16 protein-coding genes and 1 pseudogene are annotated in these 16848 nt (G+C 68.4%); 5 read left to right on the forward strand and 12 right to left on the reverse strand.

All coding sequences use genetic code 11. The features are described from left to right. From E3T55_RS14100 to E3T55_RS20955, 3 genes and pseudogenes are all read right to left on the reverse strand, one after another. Nucleotides 1-241: pseudogene (locus tag E3T55_RS14100) on the reverse strand (hypothetical protein); the annotation flags it as partial. Beyond that, the gene (gene pyrE, locus E3T55_RS14105) at nt 241-789 is read right to left on the reverse strand and encodes an orotate phosphoribosyltransferase (protein ID WP_134520204.1); all 549 of its coding nucleotides are present in this window, start codon (nt 787-789) and stop codon (nt 241-243) included. The pseudogene E3T55_RS14100 and the gene pyrE, both read right to left, overlap by 1 nt. A gap of 75 nt (nt 790-864) precedes the next feature. After that, complete coding sequence (locus E3T55_RS20955; protein ID WP_255455395.1) at nt 865-987, reverse strand: hypothetical protein; 123 nt, start codon at nt 985-987, stop codon at nt 865-867. Nucleotides 988-1133: 146 nt separating this feature from the next. Between E3T55_RS20955 and E3T55_RS14110 the strand changes: the two genes are divergently transcribed. Then, a complete protein-coding gene (locus E3T55_RS14110) occupies nt 1134-2066 on the forward strand; it encodes a LysR family transcriptional regulator (RefSeq protein ID WP_134520205.1) in 933 nt (310 codons plus the stop codon). A gap of 421 nt (nt 2067-2487) precedes the next feature. Here E3T55_RS14110 and E3T55_RS14115 read toward each other — a convergent pair whose 3' ends face one another. From E3T55_RS14115 to E3T55_RS14155, 9 genes are read right to left on the reverse strand one after another with little or no spacing between them, the layout of a single operon-like run. Then, nucleotides 2488-3996 (reverse strand): CoA-acylating methylmalonate-semialdehyde dehydrogenase, encoded by a 1509-nt coding sequence (locus E3T55_RS14115; RefSeq protein ID WP_134520206.1) that lies wholly within the window; start codon nt 3994-3996, stop codon nt 2488-2490. A 21-nt stretch (nt 3997-4017) separates the two neighbouring features. Then, entirely contained in the window at nt 4018-5349 is a 1332-nt protein-coding gene (locus E3T55_RS14120; protein ID WP_134520207.1) for an aspartate aminotransferase family protein, read from the reverse strand. Beyond that, the gene (locus E3T55_RS14125) at nt 5349-6515 is read right to left on the reverse strand and encodes an ABC transporter substrate-binding protein (protein WP_134520208.1); all 1167 of its coding nucleotides are present in this window, start codon (nt 6513-6515) and stop codon (nt 5349-5351) included. The genes E3T55_RS14120 and E3T55_RS14125 overlap by 1 nt, the downstream gene beginning before the upstream one ends. A gap of 58 nt (nt 6516-6573) precedes the next feature. Continuing rightward, nucleotides 6574-7350 (reverse strand): ABC transporter permease, encoded by a 777-nt coding sequence (locus E3T55_RS14130; protein WP_134520209.1) that lies wholly within the window; start codon nt 7348-7350, stop codon nt 6574-6576. Then, entirely contained in the window at nt 7347-8213 is an 867-nt protein-coding gene (locus E3T55_RS14135; protein WP_134520210.1) for an ABC transporter ATP-binding protein, read from the reverse strand. Before E3T55_RS14135 ends, E3T55_RS14130 begins: the two co-directional genes overlap by 4 nt. Continuing rightward, nucleotides 8210-9082 carry an ABC transporter permease gene (locus E3T55_RS14140; protein ID WP_134520211.1) on the reverse strand — a complete coding sequence of 291 codons (873 nt, stop codon included), beginning with the start codon at nt 9080-9082 and terminating at the stop codon, nt 8210-8212. The genes E3T55_RS14135 and E3T55_RS14140 overlap by 4 nt, the downstream gene beginning before the upstream one ends. Before the next feature lie 38 nt (nt 9083-9120). Then, the gene (locus tag E3T55_RS14145; RefSeq protein ID WP_134520212.1) at nt 9121-10137 is read right to left on the reverse strand and encodes a TIGR03842 family LLM class F420-dependent oxidoreductase; all 1017 of its coding nucleotides are present in this window, start codon (nt 10135-10137) and stop codon (nt 9121-9123) included. Between the two features lie 9 nt (nt 10138-10146). Next, nucleotides 10147-11586, reverse strand: a complete 1440-nt coding sequence (gene hydA / locus E3T55_RS14150) for a dihydropyrimidinase (RefSeq protein ID WP_134520213.1) — start codon at nt 11584-11586, stop codon at nt 10147-10149. A 46-nt stretch (nt 11587-11632) separates the two neighbouring features. Continuing rightward, entirely contained in the window at nt 11633-12490 is an 858-nt protein-coding gene (locus tag E3T55_RS14155; RefSeq protein ID WP_134520214.1) for a nitrilase-related carbon-nitrogen hydrolase, read from the reverse strand. 272 nt (nt 12491-12762) lie between these two features. Here E3T55_RS14155 and E3T55_RS14160 point away from each other — a divergent pair, with 272 nt between their 5' ends. Genes E3T55_RS14160 through cofD form a run of 4 tightly spaced genes read left to right on the forward strand, consistent with a single transcriptional unit; the run spans nt 12763 to nt 16689 of the window. After that, nucleotides 12763-13770 (forward strand): putative F420-0 ABC transporter substrate-binding protein, encoded by a 1008-nt coding sequence (locus tag E3T55_RS14160; RefSeq protein WP_134520215.1) that lies wholly within the window; start codon nt 12763-12765, stop codon nt 13768-13770. Nucleotides 13771-13775: 5 nt separating this feature from the next. Continuing rightward, on the forward strand, nt 13776-14864 hold the full coding sequence (locus tag E3T55_RS14165) for a putative F420-0 ABC transporter permease subunit (protein ID WP_420898006.1): 1089 nt from the start codon (nt 13776-13778) through the stop codon (nt 14862-14864). After that, nucleotides 14855-15691 (forward strand): ABC transporter ATP-binding protein, encoded by an 837-nt coding sequence (locus E3T55_RS14170; RefSeq protein WP_134520216.1) that lies wholly within the window; start codon nt 14855-14857, stop codon nt 15689-15691. The genes E3T55_RS14165 and E3T55_RS14170 overlap by 10 nt, the downstream gene beginning before the upstream one ends. Next, nucleotides 15688-16689 carry a 2-phospho-L-lactate transferase gene (cofD, locus tag E3T55_RS14175; protein ID WP_134520217.1) on the forward strand — a complete coding sequence of 334 codons (1002 nt, stop codon included), beginning with the start codon at nt 15688-15690 and terminating at the stop codon, nt 16687-16689. Before E3T55_RS14170 ends, cofD begins: the two co-directional genes overlap by 4 nt. Nucleotides 16690-16848 lie beyond the last annotated feature (159 nt).

The following is a 16848-nucleotide window of genomic DNA, read 5'->3' on the forward strand; positions in this document are numbered from 1 at the left end:
CAGGCTCTGCGGGGTCTGCGGGGGCGGCGGGGGCGGCGGGCTCCGCGGGGTCGGCAGGCCCTGCCTGGGCGGCAGGCCCTGCGGGGGCGGCGGGAGGTGCGTCGTTCTGCGAGGCGGGACCCGGGCCATCCGTCGGCTGCGTCGGCGTCGGCGTCGGCGTCGATGCAGGCTCGGACTCGTCGGCGCCGAGCTGAGCGCTCAGCCAGCGCAGATCGCCGTCGCGATCGTCGTCGCGGGGCACTAGCTCAGTCCCAGGTCCTCAAGGGAGATGGCGGCGAAGTAGGGGTAGCCGGCGGCTTCGATGATTTCGCGGGCGCCGGTGGCGCGGTCGACGACCACGGCGACGCCGGCGATGATGGCGCCGACCTTGAGCAGGGCCTCGATGGCGGCCAGGGGGGATCCGCCGGTCGTCGACGTGTCTTCGAGCACGATGACCCGCTTGCCGTCGAGGTCCGGGCCCTCGACCTGGCGGCCGCGGCCGTGGTCCTTGGGCTCCTTGCGCACGACGAAGGCGTCGTAGGTCGCACCGCGAGCGGCACCCTGGTGCAGCACCGCGGATGCGATGGGGTCGGCTCCCATGGTGAGGCCGCCGACGGCCGCGACATCGGGGATGTCCTTGATCAGGTCGAGCATGACCTGCCCGATGAGGGGGGCGACCCGATGGTCGAGGCTCACGCGGCGCAGGTCAACGTAATACGTTGCCTTCTTGCCGCTCGTGAGGGTGAAATCCCCGTGGAACACGGCCTCGGCCGCGATGTAGTCGATGAGCTGCTGCCGTGTATCCGTCACAGTAAGTACTGTACCGGCTCCCGGTCTGCGCCGGCACGGTGCCGCGAGACGGGGAGCGCGCGAGAAGGGGTGCTGTTAGAAGGCGCGAACGAGGTTGCGCTCGGGGAGCTTGCGGTAGCCGTCGCGGGAGACCTCGCCGACGAGGGCGGTGAGGGAGGTGAGGGCGACGATGACAATGACAGCAATGAGGACGAACACGAGAATGCCTTTCGGAAGGGGGTGGATGGCCGCGCACGGAGGCACCATTGCTCGTGTTGACCCTTCAGTTGACCACGCCGCACTCTTCACCACAATCGTATTGTTCTGCACTTTATATGTAGCTCTGCTACCGATAGATTGGCTGAATGGACGTGCAACGGCTCGAACTCCTCCGCGAACTCGCCGACCGGGGCAGCGTGACCGCGGTCGCCGCCGCTACCCACCGCACCCCGTCGGCGGTGTCGCAGCAGCTCAAGGTGCTCGAACGCGAGGCCGGCCTGCCCCTCACCGAACGCCGCGGTCGGGGCCTCGTGCTCACCGATGCCGGTCGCGCCCTCGCCCGCAGCGCGGCGGATGTCGCGGTGTCCCTCGCGAAGGCCACCGCGCTCTGGGACGAATTCCGCAACCAGGCCACCGGCGAGGTGAGCCTCGTCACCTTCCCGACGGCCGGCCAGATGCTGCTGCCCGGCGTGATCCAGGACCTCTCGGCCGTCACCGGCCTCGTGCTCAACTGCTCCGACGAAGACCCGGAACTCAGCGACTTTCCGGCCCTCACCGCCGACTACGACATCGTTCTCGCCCACTCGATGCGCGGCGCTCTCTCGTGGGCCGGGCGCGGGCTCACGGTCGTACCGCTCATGACCGAGCCCCTCGACGTGGGCGTGCCGGTCGGACACCGTCTCGCCGCCCGCGCGTGGGTCGCTCCGCGTGACCTCGACGGCGAGACCTGGATCGGGGTGACCGACGGATATCCGTTCGAGCGGGTGCTGCAGGCGATCGAACAGGAGGCCGGCACCCGGCTCTCGATGGCGCAACGCTTCGCCGACCTGTCACTGATCGAGTCATTCGTGATCGCCGGGCTCGGCATCGCGTTGGTGCCGCGCTATACCTCGAGCGGCGGGCGGCCCGGCCGGCTCGCACTGATCCCGCTGCGCGGGGTCGAGGCCGAGCGGCAGATCGTGGCACTGATGCGACCCGATCGGGCCGAACGCCTCGCCGTGCGCACCGTCGTCGATCTGCTGCGCACTCGCGCCTCTCGTGTGCAGGCGGCGCACGCGCATCCGTCGCCTGCCGTCTGAGTCCCCCCTCGCTGGTTGAGCCGCGAGCTTGCGAGACAAGCCACAGTCCGAGGGTCGGCCCGCTAGGTTTCGACCAGCGCGCTTCGCGCGCAGGCTCAACCAGCGAGTCTCCGCTGGTTGAGCCGCGAGCTTGCGAGACAAGCCACAGTCCGAGGGCCGGCCCACCAGGTTTCGACCAGCGCGCTTCGCGCGCAGGCTCAACCAGCGAGTCTCCGCTGGTTGAGCGGCGAGCTTGCGAGACAAGCCACAGTCCGAGGGTCGGCCCGCCAGGTTTCGACCAGCGCGCTTCGCGCGCAGGCTCAACCAGCGAGTCTCCGCTGGTTGAGCGGCGCCCGTTTTTGGCGCCGTCGAAACCCCGCAAGCCGACCCACAGTCCGAGGGCCGGCCCACCGGGTCGACCAGCGGAAATTGGGCGGGGCCGCTAGTCGTGCTGGGGGAAGCCGAGGTTGATGCCGCCGTGGCTCGGGTCCAGCCAGCGGCTCGTGACGGCCTTCTCGCGGGTGAAGAAGTCCACCCCGGCCGGACCGTAGGCCTTCGAGGCGCCGAACAGCGAGTCCTTCCAGCCGCCGAAGGAGTGTGACGCGACCGGCACCGGAATCGGCACGTTGATGCCGACCATGCCGACCTGCACCTCGTTCTGAAACCGCCGGGCGGCCCCGCCATCGTTGGTGAAGATCGCGGTGCCGTTGCCGTAGCGGCTGCGGTTGATGAGCGCGAGGCCCTGAGCGTAGCTGTCGACCCGCACGATCGACAGCACCGGGCCGAAGATCTCGTCTATGTACACGGCCGAGTCCACGGTGACCCGGTCGAGCAGGGTCGGTCCGAGCCAGAAACCGGATGCCTCGCCGTCGACGGCGACGCCGCGTCCGTCGACGACGACCTCGGCGCCATCCGCCGCCGCCACGTCGATGTACCCGGCAACTTTGTCGCGGTGCGCCTGGGTGATGAGCGGGCCCATGTCGCAGCCCCGCAGGCCGTCGCCGACCCGCAGGCCCCTCATGCGCTCGGTGATCTTCGCGATCAGATCGTCGGCGACCGGTTCAACGGCGACAATCACGCTGATGGCCATGCAGCGTTCCCCGGCCGAACCGAAACCGGCGTTGACGGCCGCATCCGCTGCGAGGTCGAGGTCGGCGTCGGGCAGCACCAGCATGTGATTCTTCGCGCCGCCCAGGGCTTGAACGCGTTTGCCGTGCCCGGCGGCGGTCTCGTAGATGTACTTCGCGATCGGCGTCGACCCGACGAAGCTGATCGACTGCACGTCGGGGTGCACGAGAAGCGCGTCGACGGCCTCCTTGTCGCCGTGCACGACGTTGAAGACGCCGTCGGGCAGGCCCGCCTCGGCGAGGAGGGCGGCCATCCAGTTGGCGGCGGACGGGTCCTTCTCGCTCGGCTTGAGCACGACGGTGTTGCCGGCGGCGATCGCGACCGGGAAGAACCAGAGCGGCACCATCGCGGGAAAGTTGAACGGGCTGATGATGCCGACCACGCCGAGCGGCTGCCGCAGCGTGTACACGTCGACGCCGGTCGACACGTTCTCGGAGTAGGCCCCCTTCGACAGGTGCGGCATGCCCAGGGCGAACTCGACGACCTCGAGCCCGCGGGCGATCTCGCCGAGCGCGTCGGCGGTGACCTTGCCGTGCTCGGCGGTGAGGATGTCGGCGAGCTCACCCTTGCGGGCATTCAGCAGCTCGCGAAAGTTGTACATCACGCCCTGGCGCCTGGCCTGGCTGGCGTCGCGCCAGCCCGGGAACGCGGCGAGCGCCGCGGAAACGACGGCGTCGACATCCGCCGCGCTGGCCAGGCTGACCCGTTTCGCGACCCGGCCGGTCGCGGGGTTGTAGACGGGGGCGGTGCGCGTCGACGCGCCGGCGAACGCCGCGTTGCCCCGCCAGTGCGCAATGGTCGGGGTGGTGGCGGTGCTGGTCATGGCACATCCTTCTCGTGGGGGTCAGGCAAGCAGGTCAAGGGCGAGCACCTCGTCGATGATCGCGATGCCCTCGGCGACCTCCTCGTTGGTCACGACGCACGGCGGCACGACGTGGATGCGGTTGTCGATTAGAAACGGCAGCAGCCCGCGGCCGAGCAGTTCGGCCTTGATGCGGGCCATCACGGCCGCGCCCACCGGTTGCCGGGTCACCGGGTCGGCAACCAGGTCGAGTGCCCAGAAGACGCCCTCCCCGCGCACCTCACCGATGATCGCGTGCTTCGCCTGCAGGGCGGCGAGCGCCGGGCCGAGCACATCACGCCCGATGCGAGCGGCGTTCTGCACGATGCCCTCGGCGCTCATCGCGTCGAGCGCGCCGACGATCGAGGCCATGGCGAGCGGATGCCCGCTGTACGTCAGCCCGCCCGGGAAGACGGTCTCGTCGAAGTCGGCCGCGATCGGGTCGGAGATCAGCACCCCGCCGGTGGGCACGTACCCCGAGTTCACCCCTTTCGCGAAGGTGATCAGGTCGGGAACGACCCCGTACCCCTCGAAGGCGAACCAGCGGCCGGTGCGGCCGAAGCCGCACATGACCTCGTCGAGGATCAGCATGATGCCGTAGCGGTCGCAGAGTTCTCGCACCCCGGGCAGGTAGCCGGGTGGCGGCAGCATTACCCCGGCGGTGCCCGGGATCGTCTCGAGCAGCACCGCGGCGATCGAGGCGCTGCCCTCACCCACGATGACGTGCTCGAGGTGCTGCAGCGCACGCTCGCACTCCTGTTCCGGGGTCGTCGCCCAAAACTCGGAGCGGTACAGGAACGGGCCGAAAAAATGCACGTGCCCGCGGGCGTACTCGTTGGGCACCCGCCGCCAGTCCCCGGTCGCGACGATGGCCGCACCGGTATTGCCGTGATACGAGCGGTACGTCGACAGAATTTTGTCGCGCCCCGTGTGCAGGCGGGCCAGGCGGATGGCGTTCTCGATCGCATCCGCCCCGCCGTTGGTGAAGAAGACCCGGTTGAAGCCCTCCGGGGCGCGGGCCACGATGCGCCGGGCCGCCTCGCCGCGGGCGAGGTTCGCCGTCGCCGGCGAGATGGTGGTGAGCAGGGCGGCCTGATCGGTGATCGCCTTCACGACCTTCGGATGCTGGTGGCCGATATTCACGTTCACCAGCTGACTCGAGAAATCCAGGTAGGTGCGGCCGTCGTGGTCCCAGACCCGACAGCCGAGGCCCCCGGCGATCACGAGCGGTTTCACGGCGGCCTGCGCCGACCAGGAATGGAACACGTGCGCCCGGTCGAGCGCGGTGGTGCGGGCGTTGAGGCTGGTTGTGGTGGTGTTCGTGGTGCCGGTCATCAGTTACCGCCCTCCTTCAGGGTCACGTCGATGGGCTCCCAATCGGCGCCCTTAACGTCTACTCCCTCGGTCTCCAGTTCGTCGAGCGCCTGTTGCACATACTCGTTGGAGAACGCCGTGGCGCGCGGGTCGGCCGTGATGATCGTCGCGCCGGTCTCGTTCGTGGTGCCCATGGCGATGTCGACGGTGTTGTCCCACGCGGCCTGGTCGATCAGGCCCACACCGTTCGTGGACGGAAAGATGAGCTTGCTGATCTCGTTGGTCATCCACAGCTGGTGGCTCTGGCCGAGGGTCGAGCCGGCGGCTGTCACGATACCGGCGGCCTCTTCGGGGTTCTGCGAGGAGTAGATCCAGCCGCGGATCGAGGCCTTGATGAACTTGACCGTCGTGTCGGCGTAGTCCGCGTCGTCGGCAAGCCGGTCGGCGTCGGCCCAGATGGCATCCTGCAGCATCGCGGTGCCCTCGTCGTTCCAGTCGATCACGTTGAGGTCGTCGGGCTGGTAGAGCTCCCCGGTGTCGGGGTTCACGGTCTCGAGCACCTGGGCGTACTCGTTGTAGGTCATCGCCTGGGCGGCGTCGATGTCCCCGCTGAGGAATCCGCTCATGTCGAAGGCCTGCTGGATCAGGGTGATGTCATCGAGCGTGACGTCGGCCTGCTGCATGCCGGCGAAGAGTTCCCACTCGTTGCCGAAGCCCCAGCTGCCCACGTTCTTGCCGGCCAGGTCGGCGGGCGTCTCGATGCCCTTGTCCGCGAAGGAGATCTGCGTCGTGGCGCTGCGCTCGAAGATCTGGGCGACATCGGTGATGTTGGCGCCCTGTTCGATCGAACCGAGCACCTTGGGCACCCAGGAGATGGCGTAGTCGGCGTCGCCGGCGGCGAGCACGTCCTGCGGAACGATGTCGCCGCCGCCCTCGGCGATGGTCACGTCGAGGCCCTCGTCTTCATAGAAGCCCTGGTCGACCGCGGCGTAGTAACCGGCGAACTGGGCCTGGGCGACCCACTGCAGCTGCAGGGTAATCGGGGTCAGGTCGCCCGAGGCATCCGTGTCGCCGTTCGGGCTGGCGGCGCCGCTGCTGCAGCCGGCGAGGGCAAGCGATCCAACGCTCAGCAGGCCGATCGTGGCGAGAAAGCGGATGCGGCGGGTCTGGCGGGTCAGGTCAGTCATGTGAGTCCTCCAATAGCGGTGCGAAAGGCGGTGCGACAGAAGCGGTGCGGGGTGAGGTTCAGGTGCGGCGTAACGCCAGGCGTTCGAGGCCGAGGGATCCGCCGTAGAAGACGAGCCCAAGAATGACGGACCCGAGCACATAGGCCCAGGCCAGGCCGTAATTACTGCTCGCGGCGGCCGACGTGATCGACTTTCCGAGGCCGCCGACCGGACCCCCGAAGTACTCGGCGATGAGCGCGCTGATCACGGCGAGCGACGACGCGATACGCAGTCCCGTGAACACGAACGGCAGCGCCGTCGGCAGGGTGACGGCCCGGGTGGCCTGCCAGCTTGAGGCTGCGTAGGAGCGCATGAGGTCGCGGTGCACCGGGCGAACCTGCCGGAGGCCCTTGAGGGTGTTGAAGTAGACCGGCACGAACACGGCGAGCGCGGCGACGAGCTGTCGGGCGGTCTCGGCACCGGCGCCGAACATCGTGTAGAGCACCGGGGCGAGCGCCACGATCGGCACGACGGCGATCGCCGACACGATCGGTGCGGCCATTGCGTCGAAGACCCGCACGAGGGCGGACACGATGGCGAGCAGCACCCCGATCACGACTCCGAGCAGCAGCCCGACGAGGGCGTTGCGGCCGGTGACGGTCATGCCCGCGACCACGCTCTGCAGGTTGCCCGCAAATTGCGCGCCGATCGTGAACGGAGCCGGCAGAATGAACGGTTTGATCGCGAAGGCGAGAACGGCCCCCTGCCAGGCCAGTACGACGATCAGCCCGAGCACGATCGGGGCGAGCACGGCCTGCAGGGGCCGCGCCCGGCGCGGAGAGGCCGCCGTGCTCATCGCGTCTCCACCCCGCGCGGCAGCCCGGGGCCGGGCCGGTCGTCTCCTGATGGATCGCCGTGCTCGTCAGCGTGCAGCAGATCGCGCACCGTGCTGAGCGAGCGGAAGAAGTCGGCGTCTTCGCGCAGGCCCTCCCCGCGGGTGGTCACGTCGCCGAGGCCGACCGGAACGATGGAACGGATGCGTCCCGGTCGCGGCGACATGACCACCACTCGGTTGGAGAGAAACACCGCCTCGGGAATCGAGTGCGTCACGAACACCACGGCGGCGGCGGTTTCGGCGCAGATGCGCACGAGTTCGTTCTGCATGCGCTCCCGGGTCATCTCGTCGAGTGCTCCGAAGGGTTCGTCCATCAGCAACAGGCTCGGGCGTTCGGCGAGGGACCGGGCGATCGCCACCCGCTGCTGCATGCCGCCCGAGAGCTGGTCGGGATAGTGCCCGGCGAACTCACTCAGCCCGACCAGGTCGATGAGCTCCGCGCCCCGGGCGCGTCGGCCGGCCCGGTCAACGCCGTGCAGTTCGAGCGGCAACTCGATGTTGCCGGCGACCGTGCGCCACGGCAGCAGTCCGGCCTGTTGAAAGGCGATTCCGTAGTCCTGGTCGATGCGGGCCTGCCGGGCCGGCTTGCCGAACACGCGGATGTTGCCGCTCGTGGGCACGTCGAGGTCGGCGATCAGTCTCAGCAGCGTGCTCTTGCCACATCCGCTTGGTCCGATCAGCGACACGAATTCGCCCGGCGCGACCGTGAGGCTCACCCCGTCGAGCGCGATGACGGATGCCCCCCTGCGCCCCGCGAAGACCCGGCCCACGCTGTGCACATCAACGGCGGGTACAGCACCGGCGGACCCGCTGCCGGCGGTCATGCGCTGACCTCGTCCCGACGAAAGCGACGCAGGAACAGGCCGATCAGACCCACAAAACCAGCGGCGACGAGGCCGACCAGCACCGATCCGAAGATGGGCGCCCACGGCTTGCCGGGGTCACCGCCGGCGGCTCCGGCGTACTCCACGATCAGCCGCCCGATGCCGCCGCGCAACCCGATCGAGACCTCGGCGACGACGCTGCCGATGACCGCGCTGACCGCCGCGAGGCGCAGCGCCGGCAGCAGGTAACCGACGCTCGCGGGCAGGCGCAGCCGCCAGAGGGTCTTCCACCAGCCGACCGCGTAGCAGTGCATGAGGTCGACATGGTGGGCATCGGGTGAGCCGAGGCCCCGCAGGGCGCCGACGGACACCGGGAAGAAGGCGAGGTACGAGGCGATCAGGGCCACCGACATCCAGTTCTCCCAGGCGAAGGCCCCGATTTCGACCTGGGCGCCCCAGCGGCGCACGAGCGGCGCGATCGCGATGAGCGGCACGGTCTGGCTGAGCACGATCCACGGCAGGATGGCCGATTCGGCGAGGCGAAACCGCTGCATCAGCAGCGCGAGCGCGAGCCCCACGGTGACCCCGACGATCCAACCGACGGCGGCAATGCCGAGCGTGAAGGCGCACGCCCCCAGCACGGCCAGCCAGAGCGGCAGCGCCGTGGCTGCCCCGGTCACGGGCTCGAACAGCCGCGCCACCATCGTGGCCAGGTGCGGCATGGCCAGGTCGCTCGTGCGGGGCAGCACGGTCAGGTCGCCGATCACGACACCGTTGCCCGGGCCGAAAAACTTGTATAGCTCCCAGACCAGTGCGAGACCGACCACGCCGAGAACGCCGAACAGCGCGGGGCGGGCGAAGCGCGGCATCCGTCGATCGCGAACCGCCGCGCGCGTGGCAGGCGGCGTCACTGCGTGGCCACGATGTGCTCGGCGAGCGCGGGAATCACGGTCTCGCCGTAGACGCGCAGGGTCTCCTCTTTGTTGTCGTGCTGCAGGTAGCCGGCAAAGTGGTCGACGCCGATGGCCTGCAGCGCCCGCAGCTTCTCGATGTGGTCGTTCGCGGTTCCGAGCAGGCAGAACCGGTCGACGATCTCGTCGGGCACGAAGGCCGCGTGCTCGTTGCCGACCCGGCCGTGCTGGTTGTAGTCATAGCCGGCGCGCCCAGAGATGTAATCCGTGAGGGCCTGCGGAACCGCAGAGTCGGTGCCGTATTTGGCGACGATGTCTGCGACGTGGTTGCCGACCATGCCGCCGAACCAGCGGCACTGGTCGCGCATGTGGGCCAGGTCGGTGCCGATGTACATGGGCGCGGCGACGCAGAATTTAATGGATGCCGGATCCCGGCCCACATTCGCGGCCGCGGCCCGAACGGTGGTGATCATCCATTCGGCCACGTCGAGGTCGGCCATCTGCAGAATGAAGCCGTCGCCCACCTCGCCCGCGAGCTTCAGGGCGAGGGGGCCGTAGGCGGCGACCCAGACGTCGAGGGTGGAGCCACTGCTCCACGGAAACCGCACGGTCGCGCCGTTGTAGTGCACCGGGCGGGAATTGGCGAGCTCACGAATCACATGGATGGATTCGCGCAGGGTCTTCAGCGTCGTCGGCGCGCCGTTGGTGGCGCGCACCGCGGAGTCGCCGCGGCCGATGCCGCAAATGGTGCGGTTGCCGTACATCTCGTTGAGGGTCGCGAAGGTCGAGGCGGTGACCGTCCAGTCCCGGGTGGCGGGGTTCGTGACCATGGTGCCGACGATGATTCGACTGGTTTCGGCCAGAATACGGCTGTAGATCACATAGGGCTCCTGCCAGAGCAGGTGCGAGTCGAAGGTCCAGACGTGGCTGAAGCCGTGCGCCTCGGCCAGCCTGGCCAGCTGCACCGTGCGGGCCGACGGCGGATTGGTCTGCAGTACTGCTCCGAAGTCCATGGGGCTCCCTTAGATGAGGTACTGGCTCAGGCCGCGCTTGATGAACCGGCCGTCACCCTTGGCGCCGAGGTACTCTCCGCGGTCGATCACGACCTTGCCGCGGCTGATGACCGTGTCGACGTGGCCGTCGATCTCGAACCCCTCGTAGGCGGAGTAGTCCATGTTCATGTGGTGGGTTTTGCCTGGCCCGACTCCGATGGAGGTGTGCCCGTTCGGGTCGTAGACCACCACGTCACCGTCGGCACCGGGCTGCAGCACCCCCTTTGTGCCGTGCATGCCGAACATGCGTGCCGGGGTCGTGGAGCAGACCTCGACCCAGCGCTCGAGGGAGATCTTGCCGTCGACCACGCCCTGGTAGAGCAGGTCCATGCGGTGTTCGACCGAACCGATACCGTTGGGAATCTTTGAGAAGTCCGCGAGGCCCATGTCTTTCTGACCCTTCATGCAGAACGGGCAGTGGTCGGTGGAGACCATCTGGATGTCGTTGGTCGCGAGGCTCTGCCACATGTGGTGCTGATGCCCCTCGGCGCTGGCCCGCAGCGGGGTCGAGCAGACCCACTTCGCGCCCTCGAAGCCGCCCCACTCGTCGCTCCGGGCGCCGAGGTTGTCTTCGAGCGAGAGGTACAGGTATTGCGGGCAGGTCTCACCGAACACGTTCTGGCCCCTGTCACGGGCCTGGGCGATCTGATCGACGGCCTGCTTCGCGCTGACGTGCACAACATAGAGAGGAGCGCCGGTGAGGTTGGCGAGCATGATCGCCCGATGGGTGGCCTCCTCCTCGGCCTGCCAGGGACGGGTCAGCCCGTGATACAGCGGGCCCGTGTTGCCGGCGGCGACCGCCTGCTGCACGAGCAGGTCGATGACGCTGCCGTTCTCGGCGTGCATCATGATCATGCTGCCGTTGCTCGCGGCGCGCTGCATGGCCTTGACGATCTGGCCGTCATCGCTGAGAAACACGCCCTTGTAGGCCATGAACAGCTTGAAGCTCGACACCCCCTCGGCGACGAGCTCGTCCATCGCGGTCAGCGAACTGTCTTGCACGTCGGAAAGAATCTGGTGGAAGCCGTAATCGATCGCGCACTGACCGGATGCCTTCTCGTGCCATTTTCGGTACTGCTCCAGCACGTTCTCCCCCGCGTACTGCACCACGAAGTCGACGATGCTCGTCGTGCCGCCCCACGCCGCCGCACGGGTGCCGGTCTCGAAGGTATCGCTGGCCTCGGTGCCGCCGAACGGCATCTGCATGTGGGTGTGGGCATCGATGCCGCCGGGAATCACATACTTTCCGCGGGCGTCGATGACGCGATCGACGTTGGCTTCCACGTCGAAGCCCAACAGCGTCGAGCCGGGCGCCAGCACCGCGGCGATGGTCTCCCCGTCGATCAGCACGTCGGCCGTGGCAGAACCCGTGGCGTTCACCACGGTGCCGTTTTTGATGAGCGTCTTCATGGCATCCTCTGTTTCGGTGCTGAGTCAGAAACGGCTGGCGAGAGGGTTAGGGCGCGACGAGTTCCTCATAGCTGTCGGGGCGACGGTCGCGGTAGAACTGCCAGGAGTTGCGCACCTGACGGATCAGGCCGAGGTCGAGGTCGCGGATGACGATCTCCTCGGTGTCGGTCGAGGCGACCGCGCCGACGTAGTTGCCCTGCGGGTCAACGAAGTAGGAGCTGCCGTAGAACGTGACGGCCTCGTCGCCGAACTCGCCGTTCTCGGTGCCGATGCGGTTGTTGGCGCCGATGTAGTACTGGTTGGCGACCGCCGCGGCGGGCTGCTCGAGTTCCCACAGGCGGTTGCTGAGACCGGGTTTGGTCGCCGAGGGGTTGAAGACGATCTCGGCGCCATTGAGGCCGAGCGCCCTCCAGCCCTCGGGAAAGTGCCGATCGTAACAGATGTAGACGCCGACCTTGCCGACCTTCGTGTCGAAGACGGTGTAGTCGGTGTTGCCGGGGCGAAAGTAGAATTTCTCCCAGAACTGCGGCAGGTGCGGAATGTGATGCTTGCGGTACTTGCCGAGAACCGTGCCGTCGGCGTCGATCACCACGGCCGTGTTGTACAGCACCCCGGGGCGTTCCTCCTCGTACATCGGCACAATGATCACCATGCCGAATTCGCTCGCGAGCTTCTGGAAGCGCGCCACGATCGGGCCCGGAATCGACTGGGCATAGTCGTAGTAGTTGGCGTCCTGCACGATGCCGAAGTACGGCCCGTGAAACAGCTCCTGAAAGCAGATGATCTGCGCGCCCTGCGCGGCGGCCGTGCGCACGAATCCCTCGTGCTTGGCGATCATCGACTCTTCGTCGCCGGTCCAGGTCGCCTGGGTGATTGCCGCTCGCACGATGTTCGTGTCGCTCATACTGTGCCTTCCGCTTGAGTTGCTCTGGCCGTGTTCGTCAGTCTGTGTTCGTCAGTATCTGGGGTGCAGATTTCTATATTGTTTCTGCCGGTGACGCGCGCATTAAGCATCCTGTCGGCGCCGGGGCCCGCGGGCAAGCAATTTCTCGTCGCGTGTCCAGATTGGAATAGGCTGAGTTACAGACCGCCGGTTGGCTATGACCGGTCGAGCTGACCTGGATTTGGGCAGCAGTCCCGCACCTGCCCGCACCACCTCTGACTCGAAAAGGTCTCATGACACGTCGCTCTGTCCGCGCGCGCACCGTTCTTGCCCTGCTTGCCGGTTCGGCCCTGTTGCTGAGCGGCTGCGCCACTGACCCGGGCTCGCCGCCCGAGGGCCAGGTGGCGACCCGGGAGGCGGGGTATCCGCTGACCCTGAGCAACTGTGGTGTGCAGGTCACCGTGCCGGCCGCGCCGGAGCGCGTCGTGACGATCAAGTCTTCGACGACCGAGTTGATGCTCGCGCTCGGACTCGGCGACCGCATTGTGGGTTCGGCCTTTCTCGACGGCCCGCTGCCGGACTCTCTCGCCGACGCCGGCGCCGACCTCACCGTGATCAGCGACTTCGTGCCCGGGCCCGAGGCCACACTCGGCCTGACCCCCGATTTCGTCTACGGCGGCTGGGAGTCGAACTTCTCCGCCGACGGCGTCGGTGAGCGGTCGGCCCTGACCGAGATCGGCGTGGGCAGCTACGTCTCCCCCGCCGCCTGCAAGGGTGACTTCATGCCCGACCCGCTCACCTTCGACACGGTCTTCGACGAGATCAGGGAGGCCGGCGCCATCTTCGGGGCAACGGATACCGCGGCCGAGCTGGTCCAGAGCCTCGAGTCCGACCTGGCCGCCCTCGCGCCCGTCGACACTGCGGAGTCTCCGACCGCCCTCTGGTATTCCAGCGGCACAACGACACCATATGTCGGTGCGGGCATAGGTTCACCCGCGATGATCATGCAGGCCGCTGGGCTCACGAACATATTCCAAGATGTGCATGACACCTGGAGTTCGGTGGGCTGGGAGTCGATCATCGAGGCGAACCCCGACGTAATCGTGCTCGTTGACGCCACCTGGAACACCGCGGCCGACAAGATCACGAACCTCGAAACGAGCGCCGCAACGCAGAACCTCGACGCTGTGCTGAACGAGCGCTACATCGTGCTGCCGTTCGCGGCGACCGAAGCAGGCATCCGCAATGTGGAAGCCGCCGCGTCGACGATCGACCAGCTCGCCGCATTCGACCTGGACTGAGGGCGATGATGGGTCGGGCGATTCGGCAGGCACCGGGCAGGGCGCCGCGCACCACGAGGTCGCTCGCGCACGCCCGATTTCTGCTCGCGCTCACCCTCGCCGTGGTGGGCCTCGTGCTGATCGTGATGCTCGCGGTGACCATCGGACCGGCGAATGTGAGCCTCGCGCAGGTGAGCGGCAGCATCCTGGGCCATCTGGGGCTGGGCGCAACCGGCACGGATTCCGGGGCGGTGCCGCTGCTGATCGACTCGATCGTCTGGGAGCTGCGGCTGCCGCGGGTGCTGACGGCGGCGATCGTCGGTGCCGGGTTGGCCGTGAGCGGCGCGGTCATGCAGAGCGTCACCCGCAACCCGCTCGCCGACCCGTACCTGCTCGGGCTCTCGAGTGGCGCGTCGCTCGGCGCGGTCTGCGTCGTCATTCTCGGTGTCGGCTTCGCGCTGCCGGCCGCCGCGTTTCTCGGCGCCCTCGCCGCGCTCTTCGCGACGCTCAGCATCGCCAGGGTCGGCGGCACGATCACGCCAGCGCGGGCGGTACTCGCCGGCCTCGCGATCGCCCAGCTCGCCGGCGCCGGAACCTCGTTCATCATCTTCTGGTCGGCCAAGGGTGATTCCTACCGGGAGATTCTGAACTGGCTGCTCGGCTCCGTTGCCGGTGCCACCTGGAACAGCGTCATCATCAGCGGCACGGCCCTCGCGCTCGTCGGTACCGGCGTGGTGCTCGCCGCGACCCGGCTCGACGCCTTCGCGTTCGGCGACACCGCCGCCGCGAGCCTCGGCATCAACGTGAACGCGACCCGCTGGGCGCTGCTCGGCTCGGTAGCGCTGCTGACCGGCGCGATGGTCGCCGTGAGCGGGGCGATCGGCTTCGTCGGGCTGATTCTGCCCCACCTCGTGCGCGGCCTGAGCGGGCCGAGCCATCGTCGGCTGCTGCCGCTCGTCGCGGTCTGCGGCGCCCTGTTTCTCGTCGTGGCCGACACCCTCGCCCGCACCATCTTCGACCCGCGCGAACTTCCGGTGGGCATCATCACCGCCTTCATCGGCGTTCCGGTCTTCATTGTGCTGATCAAGAGAAAGAAGTCCTCCGCATGGTCGTAGCAGTACCGGGGTCAACCGCGGGGGTCGTGATCGAGAACCTGAGCTTCTCGATTGACGAGCAGGTCATTCTGGCGGGGGTGAGCGCATCCGTCGCCGCCGGAACCGTGACCGGCCTGCTCGGGCCGAACGGCGCGGGCAAGTCCACCCTGTTGCGGCTCGTCGGCGGGCTCGCCACGCCGGCCTCGGGGTCGGTGACCCTGGGCGGCGATGAGATCGGTGCCATGCCGCGGCGGGAGGCGGCCCGGCGCATCGCGCTGCTCGAGCAGAACACCGCGCCGAGCGTCGACCTGTCGGTCGAGGATGTCGTGCTGCTCGGCCGCATTCCGCACCGCACCCGCCTGCTCGGCACCTTCGGCGGCGATGACGACCGGGCCGTCGCGGCCGAATCACTCGCGGCCGTCGGGGCCGGTGAACTCGTCGACCGGATGTGGCACACCCTCAGCGGCGGCCAGCAGCAGCGCGTGCAGATCGCCCGCGCACTCGCCCAGCGGCCTAGCCTGCTGCTGCTCGACGAACCGACCAACCACCTCGATGTCAGCGCGCAGCTCTCGCTGCTGAGCCAGGTCGGCGGCCTGGGGACCACCGCGATCATGGCGCTGCACGACCTCAACCTCGCGGCCGCGTTCTGCGACCACATCCTGCTGCTGCAGGACGGAAAGCTCGTCGCGGCCGGAACCCCCGCCGAGGTACTCGTGCCCGAGATCATCGGCGAGGTCTACGGGGTCGAGTGCGACATCATCGAGCATCCCCGTGACGGACATCCGGTGATCGTGTTCTCGGCGCCGCGCACCGCCGTGGCACCCATGCGTGCGGCGGCGTCGGCATGAACATCGTGCTGCTCGCCGGCGGCGTCGGCGGCGCCCGCTTCACCCGCGGACTGCTGGCCGAACTCGCGCAGACTCAGCCGGGGGCATCCGTCACCGTGATCGTCAACACCGGCGACGACATGTGGCTCGACGGCCTGCGCATCTGCCCCGACCTCGACACGGTCATGTACACGCTCGGCGGCGGCATCAACGAACAGCAGGGCTGGGGCCGGCCCGAGGAGACCCGGCGGGCCTCTGCGGAGATCGCCGCGTACGGGCGCGGCTGGTCGTGGTTCACGCTCGGCGACCTCGACCTGGCGACCCACATCGTGCGCACCGACCTGCTGCGCTCCGGATCGACGCTCTCGCAGGCGACCGAGTTTCTCTGCCGGCGCTGGAAGCCCGGCGCGCGGCTTTTGCCGATGAGCGACCAGCCCGTCGAGACGCATGTGCGCCTTGAGGCGGATGCCGACGAGCACCGGGCGGGCGAGCTGATCCACTTCGAGGAGTGGTGGGTGCGCTACCGGGCGGCCGTTGAGGCGACCGAGTTCGTGCAGCGGGGGCTCGCTGACGCCGTGCCAGCGCCCGGGGTGCTCGCGGCGATATCCGAGGCCGACCTGGTGGTGCTGCCGCCCTCGAACCCGGTCGTGTCGATCGGCACGATCCTCGCTGTTCCGGGCATCCGCGCGGCACTGGCCGCCACGTCGGCGCGGGTCGTGGGGGTATCGCCGATCATCGGCGGCGCGGCCGTGCGGGGCATGGCCGATGCCTGCCTGCGCACGATCGGCGTGGAGACGAGTGCGCTGGCGGTGGGGCTGCACTATGGCGGGCGTACTGGTTCCGGCATTCTCGATGCGTGGCTGATTGATGAGACGGATGCCGCGGCGCTGCCCGAGCTCGCGGCCGCCGGCATCCGCTCGGTCGCCGTGCCGCTGTGGATGCACGACGCGGCCACCACGCGGGCCCTTGCCGCCGCGGTGCTTGCGGTGGCGGGCCTCAGCCCAGTGCCCCAACCCTGAACCGGCAGCGAGCTGCGCGCACTTGAGCACAGCAAGGGCGCAAATATGGCATGCGCGGGGTGCTTTTCGTGGCCATCGAGCGTCGGCGAGAAGACTCTGACGCGCGGTGGTGCAGGTGACCCCGTGCCCCGCTCACGAGTGGGCTCAAAAGGCCCCATG

The organism is Cryobacterium frigoriphilum, assembly GCF_004403305.1.
GTDB lineage: Bacteria > Actinomycetota > Actinomycetes > Actinomycetales > Microbacteriaceae > Cryobacterium > Cryobacterium frigoriphilum.

Bases quoted from the DNA above. Each gene is read 5' to 3' on its own strand.
- E3T55_RS14170 (WP_134520216.1), top strand. From the start codon at position 14,855: ATGGTCGTAGCAGTACCGGGGTCAACCGCGGGGGTCGTGATCGAGAAC.
- E3T55_RS14120 (WP_134520207.1), bottom strand. From the start codon at position 5,349: ATGACCGGCACCACGAACACCACCACAACCAGCCTCAACGCCCGCACC.
- E3T55_RS14125 (WP_134520208.1), bottom strand. From the start codon at position 6,515: ATGACTGACCTGACCCGCCAGACCCGCCGCATCCGCTTTCTCGCCACG.
- E3T55_RS14135 (WP_134520210.1), bottom strand. From the start codon at position 8,213: ATGACCGCCGGCAGCGGGTCCGCCGGTGCTGTACCCGCCGTTGATGTG.
- E3T55_RS14140 (WP_134520211.1), bottom strand. From the start codon at position 9,082: ATGCCGCGCTTCGCCCGCCCCGCGCTGTTCGGCGTTCTCGGCGTGGTC.
- E3T55_RS14160 (WP_134520215.1), top strand. From the start codon at position 12,763: ATGACACGTCGCTCTGTCCGCGCGCGCACCGTTCTTGCCCTGCTTGCC.
- E3T55_RS14155 (WP_134520214.1), bottom strand. From the start codon at position 12,490: ATGAGCGACACGAACATCGTGCGAGCGGCAATCACCCAGGCGACCTGG.
- cofD (WP_134520217.1), top strand. From the start codon at position 15,688: ATGAACATCGTGCTGCTCGCCGGCGGCGTCGGCGGCGCCCGCTTCACC.
- E3T55_RS14145 (WP_134520212.1), bottom strand. From the start codon at position 10,137: ATGGACTTCGGAGCAGTACTGCAGACCAATCCGCCGTCGGCCCGCACG.
- E3T55_RS14110 (WP_134520205.1), top strand. From the start codon at position 1,134: ATGGACGTGCAACGGCTCGAACTCCTCCGCGAACTCGCCGACCGGGGC.
- E3T55_RS14130 (WP_134520209.1), bottom strand. From the start codon at position 7,350: ATGAGCACGGCGGCCTCTCCGCGCCGGGCGCGGCCCCTGCAGGCCGTG.
- hydA (WP_134520213.1), bottom strand. From the start codon at position 11,586: ATGAAGACGCTCATCAAAAACGGCACCGTGGTGAACGCCACGGGTTCT.
- E3T55_RS14115 (WP_134520206.1), bottom strand. From the start codon at position 3,996: ATGACCAGCACCGCCACCACCCCGACCATTGCGCACTGGCGGGGCAAC.
- E3T55_RS14165 (WP_420898006.1), top strand. From the start codon at position 13,776: ATGATGGGTCGGGCGATTCGGCAGGCACCGGGCAGGGCGCCGCGCACC.